At 58.8% G+C, this 22,902-nt stretch carries 20 protein-coding genes and 1 pseudogene; 8 read left to right on the top strand and 13 right to left on the bottom strand.

Annotated elements, in window-relative coordinates; translation table 11 throughout:
* Positions 1-28 precede the first annotated feature (28 nt).
* The 4 genes from KFO72_RS03075 to KFO72_RS03060 form a co-directional block, all read right to left on the bottom strand.
* Entirely contained in the window at positions 29-1,195 is a 1,167-nt protein-coding gene (locus KFO72_RS03075; protein ID WP_060608128.1) for an efflux RND transporter periplasmic adaptor subunit, read from the bottom strand.
* Positions 1,192-3,492 (bottom strand): ABC transporter permease, encoded by a 2,301-nt coding sequence (locus tag KFO72_RS03070; RefSeq protein WP_224102469.1) that lies wholly within the window; start codon positions 3,490-3,492, stop codon positions 1,192-1,194. Before KFO72_RS03070 ends, KFO72_RS03075 begins: the two co-directional genes overlap by 4 nt.
* A gap of 62 nt (positions 3,493-3,554) precedes the next feature.
* A complete protein-coding gene (locus KFO72_RS03065) occupies positions 3,555-4,259 on the bottom strand; it encodes an ABC transporter ATP-binding protein (protein WP_062917987.1) in 705 nt (234 codons plus the stop codon).
* A gap of 247 nt (positions 4,260-4,506) precedes the next feature.
* Positions 4,507-4,968, bottom strand: a complete 462-nt coding sequence (locus tag KFO72_RS03060) for a carboxypeptidase regulatory-like domain-containing protein (RefSeq protein WP_225031357.1) — start codon at positions 4,966-4,968, stop codon at positions 4,507-4,509.
* Positions 4,969-5,064: 96 nt separating this feature from the next.
* On the opposite strand from KFO72_RS03060, the gene KFO72_RS03055 reads away from it, so the two are divergent.
* The 6 genes from KFO72_RS03055 to KFO72_RS03035 all read left to right on the top strand — a co-directional run bounded on the left by KFO72_RS03055 (position 5,065) and on the right by KFO72_RS03035 (position 12,555).
* A complete protein-coding gene (locus tag KFO72_RS03055) occupies positions 5,065-5,601 on the top strand; it encodes a CreA family protein (protein WP_318248421.1) in 537 nt (178 codons plus the stop codon).
* A complete protein-coding gene (locus KFO72_RS42215) occupies positions 5,501-5,896 on the top strand; it encodes a hypothetical protein (protein WP_318248422.1) in 396 nt (131 codons plus the stop codon). The genes KFO72_RS03055 and KFO72_RS42215 overlap by 101 nt, the downstream gene beginning before the upstream one ends.
* A 202-nt stretch (positions 5,897-6,098) precedes the next feature.
* Positions 6,099-6,527 (top strand): hypothetical protein, encoded by a 429-nt coding sequence (locus tag KFO72_RS03050; RefSeq protein WP_063803396.1) that lies wholly within the window; start codon positions 6,099-6,101, stop codon positions 6,525-6,527.
* A 598-nt stretch (positions 6,528-7,125) separates the two neighbouring features.
* Entirely contained in the window at positions 7,126-8,697 is a 1,572-nt protein-coding gene (locus KFO72_RS03045) for an AMP-binding protein (protein WP_225031356.1), read from the top strand.
* 137 nt (positions 8,698-8,834) lie between these two features.
* On the top strand, positions 8,835-11,678 hold the full coding sequence (locus tag KFO72_RS03040; protein WP_060608111.1) for an AMP-binding protein: 2,844 nt from the start codon (positions 8,835-8,837) through the stop codon (positions 11,676-11,678).
* A 181-nt stretch (positions 11,679-11,859) separates the two neighbouring features.
* Positions 11,860-12,555 (top strand): CBS domain-containing protein, encoded by a 696-nt coding sequence (locus tag KFO72_RS03035; RefSeq protein ID WP_225031355.1) that lies wholly within the window; start codon positions 11,860-11,862, stop codon positions 12,553-12,555.
* Between the two features lie 302 nt (positions 12,556-12,857).
* Here the strand turns inward: KFO72_RS03035 and KFO72_RS03030 are convergent, their stop codons facing one another.
* The 7 genes and pseudogenes from KFO72_RS03030 to KFO72_RS03005 form a co-directional block, all read right to left on the bottom strand.
* The gene (locus KFO72_RS03030; protein WP_225031354.1) at positions 12,858-13,103 is read right to left on the bottom strand and encodes a Nif11-like leader peptide family natural product precursor; all 246 of its coding nucleotides are present in this window, start codon (positions 13,101-13,103) and stop codon (positions 12,858-12,860) included.
* The gene (locus KFO72_RS42410) at positions 13,024-13,236 is read right to left on the bottom strand and encodes an AAA family ATPase (RefSeq protein WP_412101753.1); all 213 of its coding nucleotides are present in this window, start codon (positions 13,234-13,236) and stop codon (positions 13,024-13,026) included. The genes KFO72_RS03030 and KFO72_RS42410 overlap by 80 nt, the downstream gene beginning before the upstream one ends.
* 201 nt (positions 13,237-13,437) lie before the next feature.
* Positions 13,438-13,659: a DUF2252 family protein gene (locus KFO72_RS41990; RefSeq protein ID WP_054932194.1), complete on the bottom strand. Its 222-nt coding sequence runs from the start codon at positions 13,657-13,659 to the stop codon at positions 13,438-13,440.
* Positions 13,660-13,708: 49 nt separating this feature from the next.
* Positions 13,709-13,846, bottom strand: a pseudogene (locus tag KFO72_RS41985) (hypothetical protein); the annotation flags it as partial.
* A gap of 135 nt (positions 13,847-13,981) precedes the next feature.
* Complete coding sequence (locus KFO72_RS03015) at positions 13,982-15,715, bottom strand: SulP family inorganic anion transporter (RefSeq protein ID WP_225031353.1); 1,734 nt, start codon at positions 15,713-15,715, stop codon at positions 13,982-13,984.
* Positions 15,712-16,512: an NAD(P)-binding protein gene (locus tag KFO72_RS03010; protein ID WP_225031352.1), complete on the bottom strand. Its 801-nt coding sequence runs from the start codon at positions 16,510-16,512 to the stop codon at positions 15,712-15,714. Before KFO72_RS03010 ends, KFO72_RS03015 begins: the two co-directional genes overlap by 4 nt.
* Before the next feature lie 69 nt (positions 16,513-16,581).
* Positions 16,582-17,274: a DUF3313 domain-containing protein gene (locus tag KFO72_RS03005; protein WP_082433913.1), complete on the bottom strand. Its 693-nt coding sequence runs from the start codon at positions 17,272-17,274 to the stop codon at positions 16,582-16,584.
* Between the two features lie 259 nt (positions 17,275-17,533).
* Between KFO72_RS03005 and KFO72_RS03000 the strand changes: the two genes are divergently transcribed.
* A complete protein-coding gene (locus KFO72_RS03000; RefSeq protein WP_225031351.1) occupies positions 17,534-18,295 on the top strand; it encodes a DUF4239 domain-containing protein in 762 nt (253 codons plus the stop codon).
* 17 nt (positions 18,296-18,312) lie between these two features.
* Positions 18,313-19,695: a sensor histidine kinase gene (locus KFO72_RS02995; RefSeq protein ID WP_197496934.1), complete on the top strand. Its 1,383-nt coding sequence runs from the start codon at positions 18,313-18,315 to the stop codon at positions 19,693-19,695.
* A gap of 199 nt (positions 19,696-19,894) precedes the next feature.
* On the opposite strand, the gene KFO72_RS02990 is transcribed toward KFO72_RS02995, so the two are convergent.
* Both KFO72_RS02990 and KFO72_RS02985 read right to left on the bottom strand, forming a co-directional pair.
* On the bottom strand, positions 19,895-21,157 hold the full coding sequence (locus KFO72_RS02990; RefSeq protein ID WP_225031350.1) for a cation:proton antiporter: 1,263 nt from the start codon (positions 21,155-21,157) through the stop codon (positions 19,895-19,897).
* Between the two features lie 386 nt (positions 21,158-21,543).
* Entirely contained in the window at positions 21,544-22,788 is a 1,245-nt protein-coding gene (locus tag KFO72_RS02985; RefSeq protein WP_054932186.1) for a hypothetical protein, read from the bottom strand.
* Positions 22,789-22,902: the final 114 nt, after the last annotated feature.

The raw sequence follows: 22,902 nt of genomic DNA, 5'->3' as shown, positions 1-22,902 counted from the left end.
CAGGGAGCATGCAGCACGTAAGACTTTTCTAGCGTGGCAGAACTCGGGCATTATTTGTCAGAGTGCCGGGTGGATATACGATCACGATCTGATTGCCGTCAGGACCGTCGAGCATCTCCGCTTCTTCGGAATTGCGCTGTCCGATTTGCACAACATGCTGTATAGCTCGCTTGCGCTCGACGGTGAAAACGCACCATTGCTCCCCACAACGGAATAGCGCGCCGATGGGAAGTTTTATCACGTCAGATCGTTCCCAGACCACAATCCTGCCCTGAACCCGATACCCGTCGTTCAGCCGGCCCGGGGGACCCGACAGGTCCGCGATGACATGCACCCGCTGCTCTTCAACCCCCAGCGCCGAAACCTTGGTAAAAGCGCCCGGCTCGACCACCCGCACTTTCGCATCGATTGGCACAGCTCCGCCCCAGTCCTCGACTGACATGCGCATCCCGGGACTGATCTTGACGGCGTCCGTTGAGAGCACATCAACGACGACTTCATAGCGCGATGGATCAGCGAGCACCATCACGGCAGCGCCGGCCGACACGACCCGTTCGTTCCGTTCGTCAACCCGCAGGAGCACGGCATCGACAGGAGCGCGGACTTCCACGGGCTGTCCGGCTTCCAGTGCTCTCAGATTCGCCTTCGCGGCTCGCACTTCTGCTGCCGCAGATGTCGCACGCGCGCGGGCCGCATCGAGATCGCTCATGCCCGATGCTTCGGCGACGCGGAGTTGTTCCAGCCCCTGCTTCGAGATGCCGCCATATTCGATCAATGCCTTGCCTCTCTGATACTCCCTGTGCGCCTGCTCGAGATCGGCACGAACATGATCGACGTGCGCCTGAGCCTCCCCATAAGCGGCTTCCGCCGACTCCACATGGGCACGCTGCTCCGCACTTTCACCGGGCGTCATAGGGACGGGCACCAGCACCGCGATCACCTGTCCCGCACGCACATGATCGCCTTCGCGCATGGTGACGCGCAGCAGGCGGCCGGTAATCGGCGCCGTGACGACATAGCGGTCATGTGCCCGGATTTCCCCGTCCTCGTCGATCGTGACGCGAAGCGCTCCCCGGCTCACCTGTGCCGTATCGACAACGACCGGTTTCGGCCAGAACGCGCCCGCCAAGACCGCGGCAGCTGCAAGCGTCGCGACAGCGATCAGTGAGGCCGACCGAATCCGGTTGCGCTTCATGATTCGCGCGCCTTGAGGACCGCGACGATATCGAGGCGCCTGATCTTCCACGCCACGACCAATCCGGAGCAAGCCACCGAGCCGGCGGTGACGAGTAGCGCGTACGCGAACGTCGGAGCTTCGATGACAAGCGGCAGACGGTACAGATCGGTGGCCAGGCCTCGGACCAGCAACGCGCAGATGCCATATCCGAGCAACAGGCCGATAGGCGCTGATGCCGTAGCGAGCACGAATTGTTCGCCAAGGAGGATCCGGGCGACTTCTGCGCGAGTGAAGCCAAGTACGCGCAACGATGCCAGTTGCTGTGCGCGTTCCGAATAGGCGATACGCATCCCGTTGAAAGCAACCCCGAAGGCGATGATGCAGGCGAACACAAAATTGATTGTGGTCGAAAGACGCACGCTTTCGTCCATGATCTTGCGGAAACTGTCTATTACCGTTTGCCGGACGGCCACCGTATTGACGGCCGGCATACGCTTGAGCGTGCCGTACAGGGGCTCCAGCGCGCGCGCGTCAGTCTGCAGCCACGCCCCTGACCAGTTGCCGCTCTCGTCAAGCAGCCGCGCAAGGGAATGCTGATCCATGTACGCCCGAATGCCGACCAGCTCTCCGACCTTACCCGTCACCATCACCTGTCGCGTCTGGCGCTTGCCCTCGAGTAACTCCACCGTGATCCTGTCACCTGCGCGCAGTCCCAGCGCGTCCGCGAGTTGTGACGAGATCAGCATCCCGTCCGGGGGCACGCGCAACGGCCGCCCCTGTTCATCGACAAGGCGATGCATAGCTGCCGTCGTCGAGATTCCGCTGAGGTTGATCCGGCGAGAGCGGTATCCATAGGAGAGTCTGACCGGCACATCGCGAAACGGCTCGACCGTCAACACGCCGGGCAAGCTTTCGAGCGCGAACAATGCCCGATGCGACAGTGGCTGTGCAAAAGTGATGGTCACGTCCTGACGTTCAACGCGTTGAAACTGCACATCGAAGAGATAATCGATAGCATCGAAAAAGAATCCCCCTATCACGAGGATCGCGCTCGCACTGGCAATCGCAAGACAGGAAAGCGCAGATTTGACGGGCTGCCGCGCGATATTGCGCACAACCATTCGCCCGGTCACGCTGAGGTGCCGGAACATTCCGGTCCGCTCCGCCCAGCCTGCGGCGAATGCGGGTGGCAATACGGGTCGTAGTGCTTCGACGGGCATCAATCTCCCAGCCTTCGCCACGCTTGCCGCCGTGCCCGCAGCTGCGGTGACGAAACTTACGGCAATGACAGAGATCATGACTGATCCGTCAGCCTGGTACTCGAGACGGGCAAAGCGATAGTATCTCGCGTACATGTCCGTGAGATAGGATCCGAGCCCGAGCCCGGCTGCCACGCCGATCGCGGTTCCCACCGCCGCGATCAGCGAGGCCATATGGAGATAGTGCAGTGCGACCCGCGCGTTTCCGTATCCGAATGCCTTCATCAAACCGATCTGTGTGCGTTGGGTATCGATCAGCCTGCTGAGCAAACTCTGTAACAGAAACATGGCCACGCAGAAAAAGATCGCAGGCACATACGTAGATGTGGTGCGGTTCTGTGCGATTTCGTCCGAGATGAAGCGATGCGATAACTGATCTTCACGCGTGATTGCACCGAGCCCGCCATAGCGTGCCAGTTCGCGGTCGACCCGGGCGATCACGTCCGATACCCGGCTGCTGTTGTCGAGTGCGATTGCCAGGTCGTTGAACGCCCCATCCATGTTGAATGCAGCCGACGCGGCGTCACGCCCCATCCAGATGACGCCGTAGTGCCGATTGTCCGGAAAAATGGACCCGGCTCCTGCTTCATAGACATACTCTGGCGAAAGCGCGATACCGACGATCTTGAGCTCTTTCCAGCGACCGTTCAATACAGCCCCGACGTGCTGCCCCACATCAAGATTGTTTGCTTCCGCGAAAGCAGCACTCATCAGCACCTCATCGTCCCGACCCGGCGACACATATCGGCCACTTCGCAGATGCAGCAGGTTGAGCACCGGCCAGGAAAACTCGGGAATCGAGACGAGATGCCCGGTCGCTGGCTCATCGAGACCGGGCACGTCGAGCGTGACATCAGACACGACGCGCGGATCGACGCGAGCGACACCGGGCAGCGACGCGATACGCGATGCGACTGCGATTGGGGCGCGCTTGAGCGTTACGAACAGCTCGGCGAAGCGGTAAGACACGTAATAGTCCTGCTGCGCCGTCAGCAGACTCAAATACGTCGTGCGCATGGCGACGAATGTGGCCACGCCGCAAGCCACGATCAGCACTGCAGCACATGCTTGCGCCCGCATGTGCCAGAGGTCCCGCCATAGAAGACGTGTCAGGGCACTTACCATGACAGATCCCGGGCTCGCGAACGCCTCGCGTTTCGACGATCTTCGACGATTGTGCCGCTGCTCATGCGCACGACCCGATTCGCCATGTCAGCGATGACAGCGTTGTGCGTAACGACAATTGTCAAGGTTCCGAACTCACGGTTGACGCGTTCGAGTACTTCGAGCACGACCCGCCCCGTCTGGAAATCCAGCGCGCCCGTTGGCTCGTCGCACAACAGGACATCTGGGCGTTTCGCTATTGCACGGGCGATCGCGACCCGCTGCTGTTCACCGCCCGACATCTGGGAAGGAAAATGATCGGCAAGTGTGCCGATGCTGACCATATCCAGGGCGACGTCGGGATCAAGCGGCTGAGCTGCAATCTCCGTCACGAGCGCCACGTTTTCACGTGCGGTGAGACCCGGTATGAGGTTATAGAACTGGAACACGAAGCCGACGTGTTCGCGACGGAATCGGGTAAGGTCCCGGTCGGGCACAGAGTCGAGGCGATGGTCGCGGTAATTGATAGTGCCGGCCGTCGGCGTATCGAGTCCGCCCATCAGGTTCAACAACGTGGATTTGCCGCTGCCCGACGCGCCCAGCAGAACCACAAACTCTCCAGCTTCCAGTTCCAGAGTCACGTCGTTGAGCGCGTGCACGCTTACGCTCCCCATCGGGTAGACCTTGCTGACTGCATTGACGGAAAAGACGGTCTCCATTATTCGCTCAACATTAAAGCAGCAAGGTCTGTCAGGGCGGGCAACTGGTCACCACTTCCGTGATCCACTCAAGGTCTAGAATTGCAACACTGCTCCTCGCGCGTCACCGTTTGATTTGCGTCAGTGCTTCCCCTTGTCAGTGAACTCAGGCTGGCGGAACCGACGCAGATCCACCGGACACGGAGTTACTGTGTAACTCCGTGCAAAGCTCCGCGAAATGTCTGCCCGGCAACGCCACGCATGATGATCAAGGTGTGCGGCACCCGGTACATAACTGCATGACGTCGTGCCTGTCTGGATCCTCCCAGGAAAAATGAACATCGATGCCGCCTCGCGCCGGAACCACGACCTTCCTTGTTTTTGTTACGTGTCTGTCACGCGCACAGATCTGGTACTGGCCTGCAGGCAAATGTGCGAAGAGGAATGGGCCTGCCGTCCTTACAACCAGAAGAGATCGGGTTCCAGCGTAGATCCTCACGTCGACATCGGAGAGGTAATGACCAGACTTCGCCGACAGCGTGACCCGCAGGTTGTATTTGGGTGCGACTGAATGGAAGGCCTTGACTTCATCTTCTCCGATGCCGCCTGTTACATATCGGATCCCGTTTTGCACTGCTGGCGCCGGCAGCGGCTGCGCCGACACGCTGGCACACAGTATTGCCCCAACGAGAAGTGACGTTGAAAATACTCTCGCACGAAAAATAGACATGGTTACCTCCCGGCCCGGCTTCTCGAGCGTGTGGCACTTGTCACGCATACCCGCACGGCGGCTCCGACCTGGTAAAAAATTGTTCACCACACCAGCATGGCGCCCGGGACGAATCATCGTTTGACGTGCGTCAAGCTCCAATGGATGGCGCGACGTAGTGTCGTTCTAGATGTCTGTGAAAGAAGTTCGGGTTTGACGTCGGCACCCAACCGTGTTGAGGAGAACGTCATGCAACGATATCTTGTGCTGCAACGCACTCTGCCGATAGCGGTAGCGATATGCGCGAGCCTGGCAGCGCACGGCGATGAACTTGCCAGAATTTCAACTCATTCGCAACGGTATGGCGGCGAAGTAGAAATATCGGCATATGATGATCCCCTCCTGAAGGGCGTAACCTGCTACCTTTCAAGGACCCACGAAGATAACCAGTTCGGTAATCCCCAAACGGGATCGATATCCCAGGCCGATGCTTCCTGTCATCAGGTTGGGAAAGTAAGCGTAACGAGGCAGGTGCCAAAACAGGCGGCAGTGTTTGAAGAGTCGCAAGACCCGATCTTCAAAAGCTCTGCACGTGATCCGCGTCCTCGATTCAGAGCGGATGGTAGCGCTTTATTTTATTTACACAGAAAGTGAACTGGCCGGCAATCTTCCCGGCCATATTGATGTCATCCGCCTGCCCGCGCGTGGCAAGGCAGACTGGGGAATAGACGCAACATATCTGAAGCCCGCGATTTTTGCCGCAGTGACCGCTAGCGTGTCAATCCGCGTTCTGCCAAATAACGTACTGCAGCACCGCAAACGCCGCGATGGCGATCAATGCAATGAAGGCACATCCGATAAGAAGCCACCTGCCCATGTCGTCACCTTGGAGACGGGCCCCGACTGGATCCGGGGCTATCACCACGCGGATTACATCGGCCGAATTTAAGCTATCACGCGAGTTACACGAGTTATTGATTCAGATCAAACTGGGAGGAAGATGCCAGCTTGTAACTATGCCTGGTAGACGCGCGGTCCATACGTCGGTCGAGCCTGGTCGATCACCCGATCTGCTACATAGCGCAGACCCGGTACGTTCATGTCCTCCTTGCTGGCGAAGAAGCGTAGAAGGGTAGTTACGGAGCAGCGCCTTGAAAGTCGAAAACAATCGCCGCCGGGGTGGACGAACCAGATGGGCCTTTGCGATTGCTGTAAGCACGTTGTTGGCGATCGCCGCAACCTGGCTGAGTGCGATCGTCGATCATCCAATCAACACCGCAATCGTGACGGAAATGATGTCGCCTGAGTGCCGAAAAGTGGGACGCATAGTGCCGGGCTCCGTGCTTTTCGCGTCCCCACCCGACGACGATATCTGCCGCTCGTACTTTCTATATCGGGCGACAGACCACAACGCCGCCAGTGACGTAACCTCTTACACAAGTTTCGTTCTCCACGAACGCGTCGCCGAGTTTCGCAAGCGAATCGGCTACGTGTTTTTGCTAGGGTTGTTCGCGACCGGTGTCATCGTCGGTGGCGCCGCCCTTCTCCGAAGATTCTTTAGAAAGCTGCCGCGTCGGTAGCCTGATGGTTTGGCGTTGGTAGATCAATCACAATGCTCCGCTGGCACGCCATTTAGACTTCCGACGACCGACTCCGCCCGACGGCGAGAATTGGATGCGAGGAACACTTTGCGTGGGCATAAGCCCGGAGTTTATGAGGGTCTTGACACACGTCAATCCATCCGGACACATGAAACCTATGCTAGGTCCATGGCGACACAAATGCGGTTTCTGGAGGAGTCATGTTGAAAAGCGCAGCAATCGTTGGCCTTTTGATACTGCCGGGAGCCTTCTTCGTTCTCGGACTGGCCTGCATTCATCCACGCCTTCGCAGGCAGATCGCCAGCCTCAGCGGTCTGTCCGCTCAATTGACCCGGGCGCGGGATGCGTATTCTGGAATCCGTGCAAGACTCCCGTTGCATCGGGCGCACCGCGCCAGGAAACGCGGAACCTGAAAAGCACAGACGGTGCCTCAGGTGCACAGTCGTTATTGCGTCGGCGCCTGCCACATCGAGCACATGCCCCGCGAACCATGAAACGCGCAGATACCATAGACTGCCACGGGGCCGAGCCGCCTGTCGCAGCTATCGATGCTACAAGCGTCCGGACATTACCCGAAATGTTCCAACTGGCCTGCACGCGTTACGCCAGACGCCCGGCGTTCAGTTCATTCAATCATACGATTGAATATCGGGACGTTGCGCAATATGCGCGCCGTTTCTCGGGGTTTCTCATCACCGAATTCAGACTTCAGCCGTCCGAGCGCGTGGCGCTCATCTTGCCGAACGGCTTGCCCTATGTAGTGGCTTTCTTTGGCGTACTCGACGCTGGACTTATCGTCGCAAACGTCAACCCTCTTGCAACACCCCGTGAGATTCAGATCCAGCTATCTACGACGGCAGTTTCAGCGATCGTGGTACTCGAGAATTTCGCCTGGAAACTCGACGATATTCTTGATGAGAATCAGGCGAAAGCAGTCGTATCCGTCGCGGTGGGCGATCTGCTTCCGCTGCGAAAGCGTGCCGCCATCGACTTTGTGCAGCGCGTTGTTCGAGACTCGATTCGCCCAACAAAGCGTAGGTACTGGACATTCAGTGCCGCCTTGTCGCGCCAGTACCCCAAAGCGCGAAATCGCCCCTCTGCCTCCCTCGACGATGTGGCGCTGTTGCAGTTCACTGGAGGCACGACAGGCACCCCGAAGTGTGCAATGCTCACACACAGTAACCTGAGCTCCAACGTTGCTCAGATCCGCGCATGGCTGGGTGAGGCGTTTTGTTCTACGCCTCAGACCGTTATCACGCCGCTGCCGCTGTTTCATATCTTCGCGCTGACTGCGAGTCTGCTGACGTTCGTCGAGCTTGGCGGACACAATGTGCTCGTAACGGATCCGCGCGATATCGCTGGGCTCGTAAGAACCTTGCGCCGCACTCGGCCCACCGCCATGTTGGGCGTAAACACGCTGTTCCGCGTACTTCACAACGCACCACATTTCCGCGCTATCGACTGGTCGAGGCTGCGCCTGGTCATCGGTGGCGGCGCAGCGATTCAGCCGTCCGTTGCCGCGCGATGGCAGACAGCAACGGGAGTGCCGATCGTCGAAGGGTACGGGCTGACCGAGGCATCACCGGTGGTATGTGTGAATCCGGCGAATGCAAAGCAATTTTCCGGGTCGGTGGGATATCCATTGCCTTCAACTGAAGTCAGCATTCGCGATGACGACGGCGCCCTGGTCGCCGCGGGAAGCATCGGCGAGGTGTGGGTCCGGGGACCGCAGGTCATGCGCGGTTACTGGATGAACCCTGACGAGACGGCCAAGGCCATCTCGCACGATGGCTGGCTTCGCACAGGCGACGTTGGTTACTTCACTGCTACGCAAATGCTCGTGCTCGTGGATCGCAAGAAAGACGTGATCATCGTGTCGGGTTTCAAGGTGTATCCATCCGAAGTGGAAGCCGTGGTGTCTGCGCTCCCCGGCATAACCACCGCGGCGGCAATCGGCGTGCCGGATGAGCGGACGGGACAGGCCGTGAAACTATTCGTCGTCCCGTCTTCAATAGGCATCACTGTGGCTGAAGTGCGGGCACATTGCCGCGCCAACCTGAGCGCCTACAAGATTCCGAGCTTGGTTGAAGTCCGCGATACCTTGCCTTTGGACCAACTCGGCAAGGTACTCCGCCGCGCCCTGGTCTAAGGATTACGAAATGCGATTGTATCGATACGTGGCTCAATTGCACCGCCAGGCATAACTGCGTAATTGATAACGATCAAGCGCTGCCTTCTGCATGGCACCTATGCTGTAACTCCGCCCCCCCAACGCGGCCACGTGAAATGAAAGATGACGCCGCCGGTCGCTCGTCGGCCAACGTCCAGCGGTTGCTGGAGATAGTTGATGCCTTTGCGGCAGAGATGAGTCCCAGAGGGCACAAGCCCCTTGCCGTAGGACTTGAGAGCCACTTCGAACGTGATCTCGGGCTGGACAGTCTCGCTCGCACCGAACTGCTGAGCCGCATCGAGAAAGCGCTCGGCGTGCGCTTTCCACTTGATCTGTTTGGGCAGGCGGTAACGCCACGTGATTTACTGCGCTTCCTCGAGGGGGAAACATCCGGGCGGTCCACATCCCCGATCGGTGCCATCGAGCTTGGCGCGCCGGACGGTGCACTGGACCCGCCCACTGATGCAAGAACGCTGGTCGACGCACTGCAGTGGCATGCATCGCGACGCCCGGAACGCACTCACATCGCATTTCTCGACGATGACTCCGCATCACATACGATGACCTATGCAGCGCTGCACGAGGCCGCCCTGCGGGTATCGCGCGGGTTGCGCGAGGTCGGCGTCAATCCAGGAGATACCGTCGCACTAATGCTGCCAACGGGCAGCGACTATTTCGCATGCTTCGCCGGCATACTGCTCATCGGCGCCATCGTCGTGCCCGTCTATCCGCCTGCGCAATCCGCACGGATCGACGATCACCTGGCGCGGCACGCGGCGATTCTTTATGATGCGCGTGCACGTGTAATGATTGTCTCCTCACACGCGTTTGGAGCCGGCCTTCTGGCCAAGGCCAGGATACCAACGTTACACCAGATCGTTGCGGCGCCTCAACTCATGGGCGAGATGGATACCGAACGGTATGTCCCGCACGCTGACGACGTCGCGCTGCTTCAGTACACGTCCGGCAGCACTGGCATGCCCAAAGGCGTCGTGCTCACGCATGCGAACCTGCTCGCCAATATCCGGGCGATGGGTCAGACTGCCCGGATCGCGGAGCACGACATCTTCGCAAGTTGGCTTCCCCTGTATCACGACATGGGACTGATTGGAGCGTGGTTCGGCCCGCTCTACTTCGGGATCCCACTGGTTCTGATGTCCCCGCTGACGTTTCTTGCGCGTCCGGCGCACTGGCTGCAGACAATCAGTCGCTACCACGCCACCATTACGGCAGCACCCAACTTCGCCTATGAGCGCTGCACACGCAGGATCGAGGACGCCGATCTCGAAGGCGTCGATTTGTCCTCGTTGCGCCTGGCATTCTGCGGCGCGGAGCCCGTCAGTGCATCCACCATGCGCGCATTCACTGCACGCTTTGCCAGCCATGGGTTCAGGCAGACTGCGCTGACCCCTGTCTACGGCCTCGCAGAAAACACGCTTGGACTGGCGTTTTCGGAGCCTGGCCGAGGCGTGCGGACAGACTGTATCAGTCGCGTCCGACTGGCTGACTCGCAGCGTGCAGCACAAGCGGAATTTCCTGATGACGTGCTCGAACTGGTGTCGTGTGGACGCGCGTTACCCGGTAACCAGATTCGTATTGTCGATGCCGACTGCAATGAGGTATCCGAAAGAGCGATCGGCAGAATTGAATTCCGCAGTCCCTCCTCGACCCGTGGGTATTTTCACAACCCCGCGCTGACTGCACAGCTGATTCACGATGATTGGCTCGATACCGGCGATCTGGGATATCTCGCCGATGAAGAGCTGTTTATCACGGGCCGCGTAAAGGATCTGGTGATTCGGGCCGGGCGTCACTTTTTCCCGTATGAGCTGGAAGCGGCCGTAGGGCGTCTGCCTGGAGTACGGACCGGTTGCGTCGCGGTGTGCGGCACGCCGGACATTGAGACGGGTACTGATCGACTGCTCGTCATCGCAGAGACTCGCGTAACTGCCCCTGCCACGCTCGCGACGATACGTACTGGCATCAACGAAGCCTCTGTGGCCCTGCTGGGCGCTCCGCCAGAAGAAATCGCCCTGGTTCCGCCGCACAGCATCCTAAAGACATCCAGCGGCAAGATCCGCCACGCTGCCACTCTGGATCTTTATCTGCGCAGTCGCGGGGACCTTCTGCCACGCCCGCCATGGCGCCAGTGGCTCGACATCGGCGCGAACACCATACTGCCTGTCGGCCGACGGCTCCGAACTGCCGGCGGACGCTTCGCTTACGGTGCATGGTGCTGGATCAGCATCATCTTTGTAGCCATACCCGCATGGCTGACGACTGTGTGGCACCCGGACGCGAAGCGAAACTGGAGGATTGCATCGCGCGCCGCACGACTAGCCCTGCGGCTGACAGGAATTCGCGTGACCGTACGCGGCGTCGATCTCATTGACAGCGCACAGCCAGCGATCTTTGTTGCCAATCACGCGAGTTATCTGGACGGGCTGGTGCTACTCGCGGCCCTCCCCATCCCACTCGATATTGTTGCAAAACGTGAGCTGACCAGCGCACCGCTCCTCGGCCGCTTCCTTCGCGCAATAGGCGTACGTTTCGTCGAACGCGCAGACTATCGGCGCATGGCCGACGACGAGCGCGAACTGGTAAAGCAGGCAATCGCCGGAACTTCGCTGCTCTTCTTTCCCGAAGCAACCTTCGTCAGATCCGCGGGCCTGCGGCAATTTCGGCTCGGCGCTTTTATTACCGCGTGCGTTTCGCGCCGGCCCGTGATTCCTGTCGCAATCGCTGGCACGCGCGTTGTGCTGCCGGATGGACAGTGGTTGCCAATGCGAGCCGGTATCACAGTTACCGTGCTTCCAGCTCTGGCACCGTCGGGAGAAGACATGAAGGCTGCGGCAGATTTGCGCGACGCCACCCGCGACGCAATCGCCGCTTGTTGTGGAGAAAGAGCGTTGAGCGAAATTTCTCCACTGGAGATACCCACTCACCACGACGCCCCATGACCGACGCGGTACCACGCTTCGCTGCGCGACACACTCCCACTTGATCTGGATCAAGCGAATCATGCGTTGCTACGTGGACCATACATCTTGACCCAGCCTGTTTCCGGTGAGCGCGGGTGCCACGACTGTGTTTCTCCCGAATACAGTCCGCCAGAGGTTAAAGCGTTGAAGGAGAGAATTCATGTGGGCGCGTGACGTGATGACAACGTCGGTCATTTTCGCTACCCCCGAGATGAGCGTACGGGAGGCCGCAAGGCTCCTCGTCGAACACTCGATCAGCGCGGTGCCGGTAAAGACTGCCGACGGTAAGCTCATTGGTATCGTCAGCGAGGGGGATCTGGTGCACCGTGGCGAAATAGGCACGGGCGGCCGGCGCCGCTCCTGGTGGTTGGAGTTTCTCGCATCTAGCCGGGAACTGGCTGGCGAGTACGTGAAAGAGCATGCTCAGATGGTGAAAGATCTGATGACTGTCGACGTCATCACCGTAAACGAGGACACGCCTCTCTCGGAAGTTGCATCTCTGCTGGAGCGGCATCGCATCAAGCGCGTTCCGGTGTTGAAAGACGGCAAGATGACAGGCCTGGTGAGTCGCGCCGACCTCGTGCGTGCGCTCGCAAGCAGCACGCACGACAACAGACAGACGCCGGTCGTACGAGCCGACGCAGAGATACGCGAGGCCATCTTGAATGCGATGTCTGGCCAACGTTGGGCGCTATCGCGAGGGCAGGTGATCGTCAACGAAGGCGAGGTACACCTCTGGGGTGTGATCCTTAGCGAGGAGGAGCGCAAAGCCGCGTGCATCGCGGCGCGAGGCGTCCCGGGCGTAAAACAGGTCGTCAGCCACCTTGACTATCCGGTGGTGCTCCCGGCGATGTGACCTCGCGAAAGACCTGTTGATCTGCCGCCCAACATGCAGCGCGCAGACATGGAATCACGCTCCCGGTCTACGCGGTGCCCTCTCGTTCCACCGGAGACCGGCTCACCGCTGCGTGTCAATCGAGGGTGGTTTTAGACGGCTTCCCGTTGGACGATGGCAAGCACGAATACCTCCGGGCGCAGGCAAGCAGTCTGTTGCTGGCAACCGGGCGCTGTCGCGATCAATTCGGCCGGAGGTGTCGGCACGCGCGACAGCCCTGGGGCAAACATCGGAATCTGATAGCTACGGATGATGCACTCCGCTCAGGAATCTTCGAGAATAAGCCAATCATTCCACAGGTCGAAATCCGAAAACGTATAACCAAGATCGCGAAGAATCGCAAGGCGCGCTTCAGGCGTTTGCGCGACCTCGGATATTCTTGCTTTTGGGGGAAGTTCTCCACGATCCGCTTCAATGTTGAAGAGTTTGCTATTCCCTGCGCTGCCGGGGGGGGACGACGATATTTGAGTGCGTCGAGATGATGAACTGGTTTCTTTTGGAACTTTCAAGGATCAAATCGAGCAATGCCTTCAATGCCTGCGGATGAAGATCATTCTCCGGCATTTCAATTAGAAAGAGCTTCCCACTGTTCACAGCCAATTCAGATAAAGGAGCGACGATGTTCGCTAGCCCTTCGCCCATCTGATCAATGTACAGATGCTGGTCACGAGTCAGATAGATACCACTCTCTGACCATTCGTCACAGATACCGTGCCAATTGGGAAACCAAGTATCTTCACGAATGCATCGTTGAAGAAATCGTGTTCAGGATATGACCTGTTCGCGACCCGCGAGACCTTTGCTGCGGGATACGCCATATTCGGGTGAATGGTGGTTACCTGCTCATATCGCACGTCCTCCTGGTGGGATGCGGTCTTGCGTTTGGACAGAAATGGGACGACGATCCCAATCAAACGGACCTGCTAGCGTCTCGTCGAAATCACTAGGCCCGAACAAAATCCGGCGCTCGTGGCTCGCGAACAGGCCGAAATCTTCCAGATGCGCATCGCCGCACAACTGAACGATGATTTCGGTGCGCGGTACCTGCGCAAGGTCGAACGCCATCAGCGCCGCTGCGCCCCCGGTAAAATGCAAACGGACTTGCGACCATGCGGCCATAGCGTATGGGTATCAACGCGGGTAACCGTCCTTCATTGGATGATTCAAGCAAATCGATGACATCCCGCCTGGGCAGGTCGCAGCCTGCGAGCCTCGATCTAGGCAACCGGCCGTGGGCCGCTTTCCCCTCCATCATTCGCAAAGGCGCGAGGCCCGCGCCCGCGAAATGGCGGTGGCGGATGCTCATCCACATCCGTCAACAGCAGATGACAATGGCTGCCCGATCTGAGCCCGTTTGACCGGTGGGCGACCATGCTGAAACCTCAATCTAAGCGTTAGGAGCGACCGTTACAGTCGCATTCGGACTGGCGTCGCGCAGCGCATCAATCGCTGCGTCGACCGTCGGATAAATAGATTGGCGGCTTGCCTTTTCCTTCTCTCCCAGCGCACGATACCGTTCGAGTTCATTACTCACACCTTCCGGCACGGCAACCGAGGCGATGCCGACACCCCGTCGCGCCAGCTCATCTCTCAATTGGAGCAAGGTCTTGCCCGCCGTATAGTCGACATTGCTGATCTGCGACGCGTCGACCACGATCCAGCGTGGCGGCGGTTGGGTTTGTTCTGCAAGCTTCAGAATTTCATCCATGAAGCGGCCGGCGTTTGCATAGAAGAGATCCGCCTCAAAGCGATACACGATGATTCCGGGCGCGGCGAACAGATTGGGCGCGACGACATGGGGAATCCAGTGGCCGGTCTCGTCGCGAGTGAGCACGCGGGTGCGCAACCGGTAGCTGTGACGTGTGTTGTCGATCACCGACAGAAGAACGGCGGCGATGATGCCGTGCATTACATCGACGAATACCACCACGCAGGCCGTGATCAGCGCAACGACAAACTCGTCGCGCTGAACACGAAAGAGTTCCGCCATACCCTTCACGTCAATGAGTTTCAGCCCGATCATGAAAACGATCGCCGACAATACGGCCGCCGGCAGGAACGCCAACGGTTTGGTCAAAAAGAGCAGTACGAACAGCACAATCGCTGCCGTGGTCAAATGCGCGATCTGCGTCCGTCCGCCTGCATCGTCGACCATCTCCGTCTTGGTCGGGCTACCGTTGACGACGAAGGTACCCGTGAAGGCGGCCGATGCGTTGGCTACTGCAAGTCCAACGATATCAAGATTATCGTCACTGTGCTCGTTGTACCGGTTGGCGTATGCACGCGCGGTTGCTGCGCTCTGCGCGATGATCACGATGAAGCACGACGCCGCCGTAGCGAGCACCTGATCCATCATCGCCCAACGTATCGGCGGAAACGAAAGAGAAGGCAGACCGCCAGGCACTTCGCCGATGACGTTGATCCCCCGCTGGCCGAAGCCGAAGATTGCGCTAGCCGCGATGGCGCCGACCACCGCGATGAGCGCGCCGGGCGCTCGCGGCGAAAAGCGCTTGCAGCCCACGATCACGGCAAGCACTGCCGCGGATAGCCCTGCTGTCGCGTAGCTAGCGCTTCCGAGCCGCTCGAAGACTGATACCACCTGCAGGATCGGGCCATGCCCTTGCTTTGCGAGCCCGATCAATCCAGCCAGTTCACCCGCCGCAACCTGGATCCCGACACCGGTTAAAAAGCCGATCAATGCACTGCGGGACAGAAAATCCGCAAGAAAGCCCAATCGAAAAATCCGGGCCACGACGAGCATCGCTGCCACAGTGAGCGCGACAGTACTCGTCAGCCCGACATACTCCTTGCTGCCGAGTGCAGCAACAGTTACCAACGTGCTCGCCAGAATCGCGGCAGTCGCGGAGTCCGCCGCGGCTACCAGGTGCCTCGATGCGCCGAACAATGCGAATGCCACCAGGGGCAGCAGGATCGTGTAAAGCCCCGTTACCGCAGGTGTGCCCGCAATCTTCGTATATCCCATCACTTCCGGAATGCCCAAAGCAGCCAGCGTAATGCCCGCGACGATGTCGTGCGGCAACTGGGTCCGGGACATGGGGAAGACCCCCTGCAGCAGCGGTATCCGGTGAGAGAGCGCTTCGGTCCGTGTCACCGCTTTCATGATGTAACCTCCGCATGTGCCATCAGTCTGTCGATCAGTGCATCGGCGAGAATGTCATCGCCGATAACAACGCCCGTCGCTCCGGCATTCTCCAGCAGTGTCTTTCTCAATGTGTTTTCTCCAGGGGCAATGATCGGGAGTGAGCGATTAAGGGAGTGCGTCAACAGCGTGACGGCCAGATTCGCGTCACCATCGGGCGTCGTCACGACGAGCGACTTTGCGTTCTGGAGTTGCGCATGACGAAGCGCGTCGTCGAAAACGTCGGGGGCGCTGAGGATCACAAGGTGACCGCGTTCCGCCGCCCGATCGGCCATCTCCTTGTCAGATACGAGAACCAACACGGTTTCGCCCGCATCTCGCAATTTTTCCGCAATGCGTTGCCCCAGCGATCGATATCCCACGACGACCACATGATTGGCGAGATGTTCAAACTTATGCTCCATTTTCCTGTTCTCCCTGTATGCGATCACGTCGTCGCCAGACAGAATCCCGGTCAGACTGGATATTGCGAACGCAGCGACCAACATGGTCACAAACATCGCCGCGAGCATGAAAAGTTTCTGGCGCTCATCGAACTCGGAAAAGTCGCCGAGCGTCGTCGTCAGGTTGACCGCGTCCCACATAGCTGTGAACAGTCGCTTGCCAAACGGCGCGTTCGATTCGTCCAGTAACATGAGCCCCGTGGTTGCTGCAGTGAGCACCAACACCAGGAGAGCGATTGCGTGGCGGGCGCGGCGTCTCCATTCACGCACCCGAACCGCGCCGAGACGCGGCTCATCGACACGATAAATCCACATTAGAGCACCACGCCGTTTGATTGCATGCACCGTACACTACGCGAGGGCCGAGTCGGTAGCTGCTTCCAGCTATCGGGGCTTTACGTATTGCGATACGGATTTGGAAACCGTGTCACACCAGTCGTCCATGATCGGTCTCACCGATTCGAACGTGATCACAGGTTCATTCGATGCGACTCGTCCCAGTTTCTCGCCGGTATGCGTGCGTACAATTTTCGCGAGGACGTCGCCTGACTCGCTGTCCGTGCCACGCGCTTCGACCAGCAGTTTCGCCTGCTGCGGAGCACCTGCAACAGTGTTGATCGCCATAGTGGCGACAAACGCCATTGGCACAACCTGGTAAGGCTTGAGTCCCTCTGCGGTGCTGGCGACGCCTGTGATGGCGACCTGCAACCGGAGCACGCCTGGGCCAGGAGCGTCGACGACCCGGACCCTTGAAGCGATCGCCTGCCTCAGACAAGTGGTGCCGTAGTTGCGCACCTGATCGATGGTTGCCTGGCTGAGTTGTTCAGTTGGTTCGGCTTTTGGATATATCGAAACCGGGTCGACAATGACGGCACTGTAATTTGCCGGGGTTAACTTAGGATTGATATACCTCAGGAGCGTCTCTCCCTTGGCATCCTGCGTTTGCTGCAAATTCGAATAGTCGCCGAGAAATCCTGAATATTCAGTCTTTGTCGGCACGTTGTTGTTCGCGCATCCCGCAACGAATGCAGCTGCGACTGCTATTGCAGACGCTCCGGAAAAAGTCAAATTTCGCATCGTCACACCTTCGCTCGTCGGTCAGTAGAAATTGCGCAAGTCGCATCCGTGCGAAACTGGACCTACGCTCCGGTCCGCAGCAAATTCCGAATGCGGTTCGACCTATGCAATTAGCGCGATCAACGCAACGCTGCCCTCTGATGGACACTTTTCGGCGACGCAGAGGTATGGACGGAAAACGGACTGAGCCGGGGTTGCACGCAACGCGGTGACCATGCGCGTGGTCCGTCGGTCCTTGCCGACGCAAGGAGGATTAACGATGCACCATCTGAGCGTCGCCCTGATCATATTCGCCTGCGTTTTTTGCAGTGCACTGTTCGGTCTGTATCTGCGTACCTTACTTCCGCAGCACCACCTTGACGACGACTCGATTGGCGTCGTCAAACTGGCGACGAGCCTGATCGCCACGATGGCAGCGCTGGTGCTCGGCTTGCTGATCTCATCGGCGAAGAGTTCGTTGGACATGGTGGACGCCAGCGTGACACGCGATGCTGCCAACATCATCCTGCTTGATCGTGTGCTCGCGCGTTATGGGCCGCAAACGCAGGAGATCCGGGACGTGCTGAAGCAGATTGTCGCCCGGACGACCGAGCAGATTGCGTCAGGCGACGCGGCGCAACTGGCAGCGTTGTACGGCCCCGAGGCGCTGGAGCACGCAGAATTTGTTTTGCGCAAACTCGAGTCCCTCGCACCGCAAAACGACATGCAGCGGCGCTTGCAGACACGCGCGATCGAGATGGCCAACGACGCGCTCGCCGTGCGCGAAACCGGCCTTCTGCAGGCTGCGGGCTCTCCCCCTGGCGCGCTCCTTATCACCCTCGTGCTGTGGCTATGCATTATCTTCGGCGCATTTGGCCTTTTCACACCTGCAAATACGACGGTTGTCATCGCGTTGTTTCTGGGCGCGCTATCTACATCCGTCGCGATCTTCCTGATCCTGGAAATGAACACCCCGCTCGACGGAATGGTGACCGTATCGATGTCGCCGATGCACGAAGCGCTGGCAGTTCTTGGCCACTAAAAATGACTGGATCGACCATGAAGATACCCGCCCCAAGATCACAAATCATTGAGCCGGGAACCGTTGCAATGCTGACGCAATGTGTGCGCTCCCTGCTGAACTTCGGCGCACACGTCTCCGTTAGCTCGACCCGCTTGCGGTCGCCGGAGACCATCTCTCTGCTCATCGACAACAAAGGGGAAAAACGGGAGCCGGCCAGACTGTCGCCTGGCTCTGCATGGCGACGGGGTACGCTGCTGCACGTTGCGAATGAACTCGCAACGCGCCTACCGTGGCCCGCGACGCGCGCCAGACCGGGCCGCGAATTGCCATCCGCGGACGGTTTGAATGAAGCCCTGGACGTGGTCCCTACCGCGCTGATTGCAATCGACAGGCAAGACCGGATTTTATATGCGAACCCAGAGGCGGCAGCGCTGTTTGGGTTTCGCCGGGAGGAATTGGTCACAGAGTCCATCACGTTAATTTTCCCGACACTCTGCGGAAATAGCGCATACGCGATACTTGAGGCCGCGTCGTCGCCTACGTGCTCATGGTGGGCGCTCGCTGCGCCTACTTTTATTGCGAAGCGGCAGGACGGGGATGAGCTTCTGGTGAGCGTGACAACGCGAGTGTATCTGCATGCCGGCACACCAGCGTTACTCGCAGCAATTGTGAAGTTCAGCGGCAGGCGCGAACGACATCATGTCCATCGGGAGATCATCCATCTTGCCCGCGTCTCGGCTGTAGGCGCACTGGCAGGTTCGCTGGCACACGAGCTCAACCAGCCTCTTACGGCAATACTGAGCAACGCACAGGCGGCGCATCGATTTCTCGACGCGAACCCTATCGATCTCCTCGAGGTACGCGAAACATTGAATGACATTATCGAGGACAACTGCCGGGCTGGCGAAATCATCCGCAAAACAGCGGCGCTCGTGGGAAAGAGCGATACGGAGATGCAGTCGCTGGACGTGGGCGGCATCGTGCGAGACGCTCTTATGCTCGTGCACAGCGACGCAGTTGTTCGCGCTGTGAAAATCATGCTTGGTGTCGCGAACGACCTACCCGTCGTGCGCGGCGATAGGGTGCAGTTGCAGCAGGTCGTGCTTAATCTCCTACTAAACGGTTTCGATGCGGTGTGTGACTGCGCCCCGGCAGATCGCATCGTTTCTGTGCAAGTTTCGGCTCGTCCTGACTCCTCCGTGTGTATCGCGGTGACAGATCGCGGGCCGGGAGTCGCACAGAATCAGATTCATGAAATTTTCACGCCGTTCTTTACGACCAAGCCGCAGGGTCTCGGACTCGGTCTGCCGATCAGCCGCAGCATCGTCGAGGCCCATGGCGGGCGTCTCTGGGCGGAGAACAATTCCGGTCGAGGAGCCACGTTCTATATCACACTCCCTTTTGACATTGCACAGTAGGAGTGTATGGCTCAATAGGTATCCGCGCGTCACGCCGAGTTTCAGCGAGGGATTTATGCAGATGCAATTCACCGTCGCATTCAAGATTAAACATGTATGCGTTTGCCTCATATCAGGTCATGCCGAGGCACCGGGCCAGTTCCATTTGCCGCCGCGGGGTTGAAGAACGCTTTCCTCGACTTTGGATGACACGGTCATCTCACGCATTTCCAGCAGTCGTCTGATCAGTGCCTGGCCCTTCGTGCGCGTGCTCAGGGGCACCACTGCTGAGAGGAGCAATTGCCTTTTTATATCGACCTATCGCGGGGGACGCGGAGAGACCATGTGCGAATATGCTGAGCAATACCGTGGCCATGACCACAACCTTGATGGTCTGCTCGCCAGGTAGTCCGCTGTCTCCTTCGAGGTAGACAAGCCCGAGAACGATCGATGCCAATCCTCTCGGACCGAACCATCCCATGAACAGTACGGTAGGCCAGCTTAGGTGCGTGCCGCTTAGAGCGATCGCCACCGGAATCAGACGAACCAATGTGAGGCTCAGCACTCCATAGATTAAGACCGCGAAACCGAACTGCGACCATACTCGGGTGACAAGGAGGCCGAACAGGAAGAAGACGAAGTAGTTGAACAACAGTCCGAAGCCCTCAGCGAATTCGACGTTGTGCTCGCCGACCTTTTTGAAACCTGCCTGTGTCGCGAGGCCCGCCACAAACGCAGCGATGAACATGCTCGCTCCTGTCACCTCTGAAGCCACCACACACCCGAGCGGCAACGCTAACACACCGAGTTGCGCGGCACGTTCGGCCATCCAATTTTCACGTTCAGCGAGACCTAGCAGCCAGCCACCTATCAGTCCTATGCCGAGTCCGACGAGCGTTCCATATCCGAGTTGCTCTATCAGAAAGCGGGTGAGCACCGCGCCACCTCGACTCGTCTCTGTGACCTCTGCCAATGCGATGAAAAACATCAGGAAGGGGACCGACAGACCGTCGTTCAGACCTGCCTCCACATTCAGCGCCTGACGGATCCTGTGTGGCACATGTACGCTATTCACAATCACCTGTCCGAGCCCAGCATCGGTCGGTGCCAGAATAGCGGCCACGATTCCAGCTTCCCACCAGGTAAGTGACCTGAATACGAGGACCGCGAGCACGATGCCGATCGCTATCGTAAGCAGCATGCCTGTACTTAGGAGGCGCACAGGCAGATTAGTCTCTCCTTTGAGCATGCGGGGACTGACTCGGGCGGCGTCGGTGAAGAGCGTCATCACTAGCCCTAGCTCGGCAACCAGAAGAAGCTGTTTGCGGTCAAGCGCGAGTTCGTAAAGCGCTTCGTGCGAAACAGACATGAGCGCACCAACCGCTGTGAACATGATGGGTGCGGTGAAGATGGTCCGCTCCAGTCTCTCCGATAGCAAGCTGTACAGAAAGACCATTGCGATGAATACCGCAATAATGAGCATTATTCATGTCCTTGTTTAAAAGACATGCAGATCTGCACGCCGCGCTCGGAAAACTTAGCGGATGCACGCGAGGCCGGCAGCATGCAGTTAAGTTTTACACTTCGACGAGACCTGCCCCGTTCGTGATTGCCTTCACGAACATTGACCTGACACGCCTATATCACACCGCCGATCGGGCGAATGCTGATTGATGCATGTCAAGTACCACGCAAGGCGACCCACCCTCGCGCGCCGCTTCGGTTTGACTATCGACATTCGCTTGCGCGGTATTGTTTGTGCGGACCGTCTCCGCGTGAGCCATCGGCAGGCGGATGGCGGCAGCGCCCGATAGCGTGCAAAGCGTCACGCCGGACTCAACGTCGACACTCAGGGGTAGCGATTGTTTCCTAAAAGACCAGTCCAAACAGTCTCTTTAGCAGTTCTTCCAGTGACATCATGGTCAACGCCAGCGGTACAATGGGTACAAGCACTGCAGCCGCGAGCCGCACGATGGCGTCCCGCGTAATGGGCGCGATACGCATGGTCCGCACTACATCGAAGCTGTTGGCGAGATCCGCGAGCGACTGAATATCTGCACTCCCCACCAGCGCCTCGCCGGCAGGTCCGCCGCCGCGCAGCCATTTGGCGTCGAACTCGCGCACGTACCTCTCGGCCAGCGCGCCGTATTCGCTCAGGCCCATACGCTTCGCCTGCGCCAACTGAGGCGCGAAAACCAGAAAGGGGCCAAATACGAGGAACAGCAGGAAGCAAACCATCGCACCCGTTTCAACCTTGAATTCCGTGAGTGCGGCACCAGCGAAGAAGATGCGGCCGGCGAACTGGGCGGCAAGCATTGCACCGTGCGCGACAAGCAAGGCCGTGAACGCATAGACGGTATTGGCCAGAAATCCCAGCCCGCCGACACGATCGGGATGTGTAGGAACGAGGTTCAGGTCGATGCGCGATACCTGCCAGAGAAACCGTGACCAGATAAACAATCGGAAATACCAGCGGACCAGGAGGAACTGGAATATCGGCACACTCACGTAGCCATACCAGAAGCCGGCGAGCGACAGCTTCAGGCCGCCTGATGTGGGTACTGCGTACCAGGTCGCCGTCGTTTGCAGTGCGGTGTACTGACGCCAGACGATGAGGATGCCGACACCATAGACGAGCGCGACCAGCAGCAGCTCGGCCACTACCGAATTGCGCAGCCGGAATGCCGCCCTGATGGCCTCGTCGAACCGCATTACGGAGCCCTCAGGAATGATTCCCCGGTCGATGAATGCTCGCGTGATTGGACGAAGTCGACGATGCACGACAAGCTCGGCGATGATCAGGATAGGCACAGCAACCAGGAAGCGAATGTGAACTTCCAGATCCAGCAAAAACGGCACAGCCACGCTGCGATTCAGAAGGTGCCCCTCAAGTGCTGCGAGCACAAGAAGTGGCAGCCAGGCCACGAGCGTGATGACGATCACCCGTTGCCGTATCAGTTCCATCGCATCGTCGGCCATATGAGTCCGGCGCAGCAACTGAAATAGCGGGCCGCCCAGCACCAGCGAGAAATTCTGCGTGTCCTGCAAGATATCGCTAGCGGACGGAGCCGTGTGTGAAGACCTTTTTGGTCCCAGGCCCAGGTAACGACTCATGGTTTGGTACCCTCCTACGCTGGATTGACTCATCCCCGATTGCGAATAACTCAGCCACCATCCACACCTGAGCAATGACAGACTGCCCGCTACGGACCGCCTCGCTGACCCGCT

The sequence above is a fragment of the Paraburkholderia sp. XV genome (assembly GCF_020177535.1).
In the GTDB taxonomy this organism is placed as follows: Bacteria; Pseudomonadota; Gammaproteobacteria; order Burkholderiales; family Burkholderiaceae; genus Paraburkholderia; species Paraburkholderia caribensis.
Note: the sequence above shows the minus strand (reverse complement) of the source record. Positions and strands in the feature narration are given on the sequence as shown.

Bases quoted from the DNA above. Each gene is read 5' to 3' on its own strand.
- KFO72_RS03075 (WP_060608128.1), bottom strand. From the start codon at position 1,195: ATGAAGCGCAACCGGATTCGGTCGGCCTCACTGATCGCTGTCGCGACG.
- KFO72_RS03065 (WP_062917987.1), bottom strand. From the start codon at position 4,259: ATGGAGACCGTCTTTTCCGTCAATGCAGTCAGCAAGGTCTACCCGATG.
- KFO72_RS03060 (WP_225031357.1), bottom strand. From the start codon at position 4,968: ATGTCTATTTTTCGTGCGAGAGTATTTTCAACGTCACTTCTCGTTGGG.
- KFO72_RS03055 (WP_318248421.1), top strand. From the start codon at position 5,065: ATGGCGCCCGGGACGAATCATCGTTTGACGTGCGTCAAGCTCCAATGG.
- KFO72_RS03045 (WP_225031356.1), top strand. From the start codon at position 7,126: ATGTTCCAACTGGCCTGCACGCGTTACGCCAGACGCCCGGCGTTCAGT.
- KFO72_RS03040 (WP_060608111.1), top strand. From the start codon at position 8,835: ATGAAAGATGACGCCGCCGGTCGCTCGTCGGCCAACGTCCAGCGGTTG.
- KFO72_RS03035 (WP_225031355.1), top strand. From the start codon at position 11,860: ATGTGGGCGCGTGACGTGATGACAACGTCGGTCATTTTCGCTACCCCC.
- KFO72_RS42410 (WP_412101753.1), bottom strand. From the start codon at position 13,236: ATGGGCGAAGGGCTAGCGAACATCGTCGCTCCTTTATCTGAATTGGCT.
- KFO72_RS41990 (WP_054932194.1), bottom strand. From the start codon at position 13,659: ATGGCGTTCGACCTTGCGCAGGTACCGCGCACCGAAATCATCGTTCAG.
- KFO72_RS03015 (WP_225031353.1), bottom strand. From the start codon at position 15,715: ATGAAAGCGGTGACACGGACCGAAGCGCTCTCTCACCGGATACCGCTG.
- KFO72_RS03010 (WP_225031352.1), bottom strand. From the start codon at position 16,512: ATGTGGATTTATCGTGTCGATGAGCCGCGTCTCGGCGCGGTTCGGGTG.
- KFO72_RS03005 (WP_082433913.1), bottom strand. From the start codon at position 17,274: ATGCGAAATTTGACTTTTTCCGGAGCGTCTGCAATAGCAGTCGCAGCT.
- KFO72_RS03000 (WP_225031351.1), top strand. From the start codon at position 17,534: ATGCACCATCTGAGCGTCGCCCTGATCATATTCGCCTGCGTTTTTTGC.
- KFO72_RS02995 (WP_197496934.1), top strand. From the start codon at position 18,313: ATGAAGATACCCGCCCCAAGATCACAAATCATTGAGCCGGGAACCGTT.
- KFO72_RS02990 (WP_225031350.1), bottom strand. From the start codon at position 21,157: ATGCTCATTATTGCGGTATTCATCGCAATGGTCTTTCTGTACAGCTTG.
- KFO72_RS02985 (WP_054932186.1), bottom strand. From the start codon at position 22,788: ATGAGTCGTTACCTGGGCCTGGGACCAAAAAGGTCTTCACACACGGCT.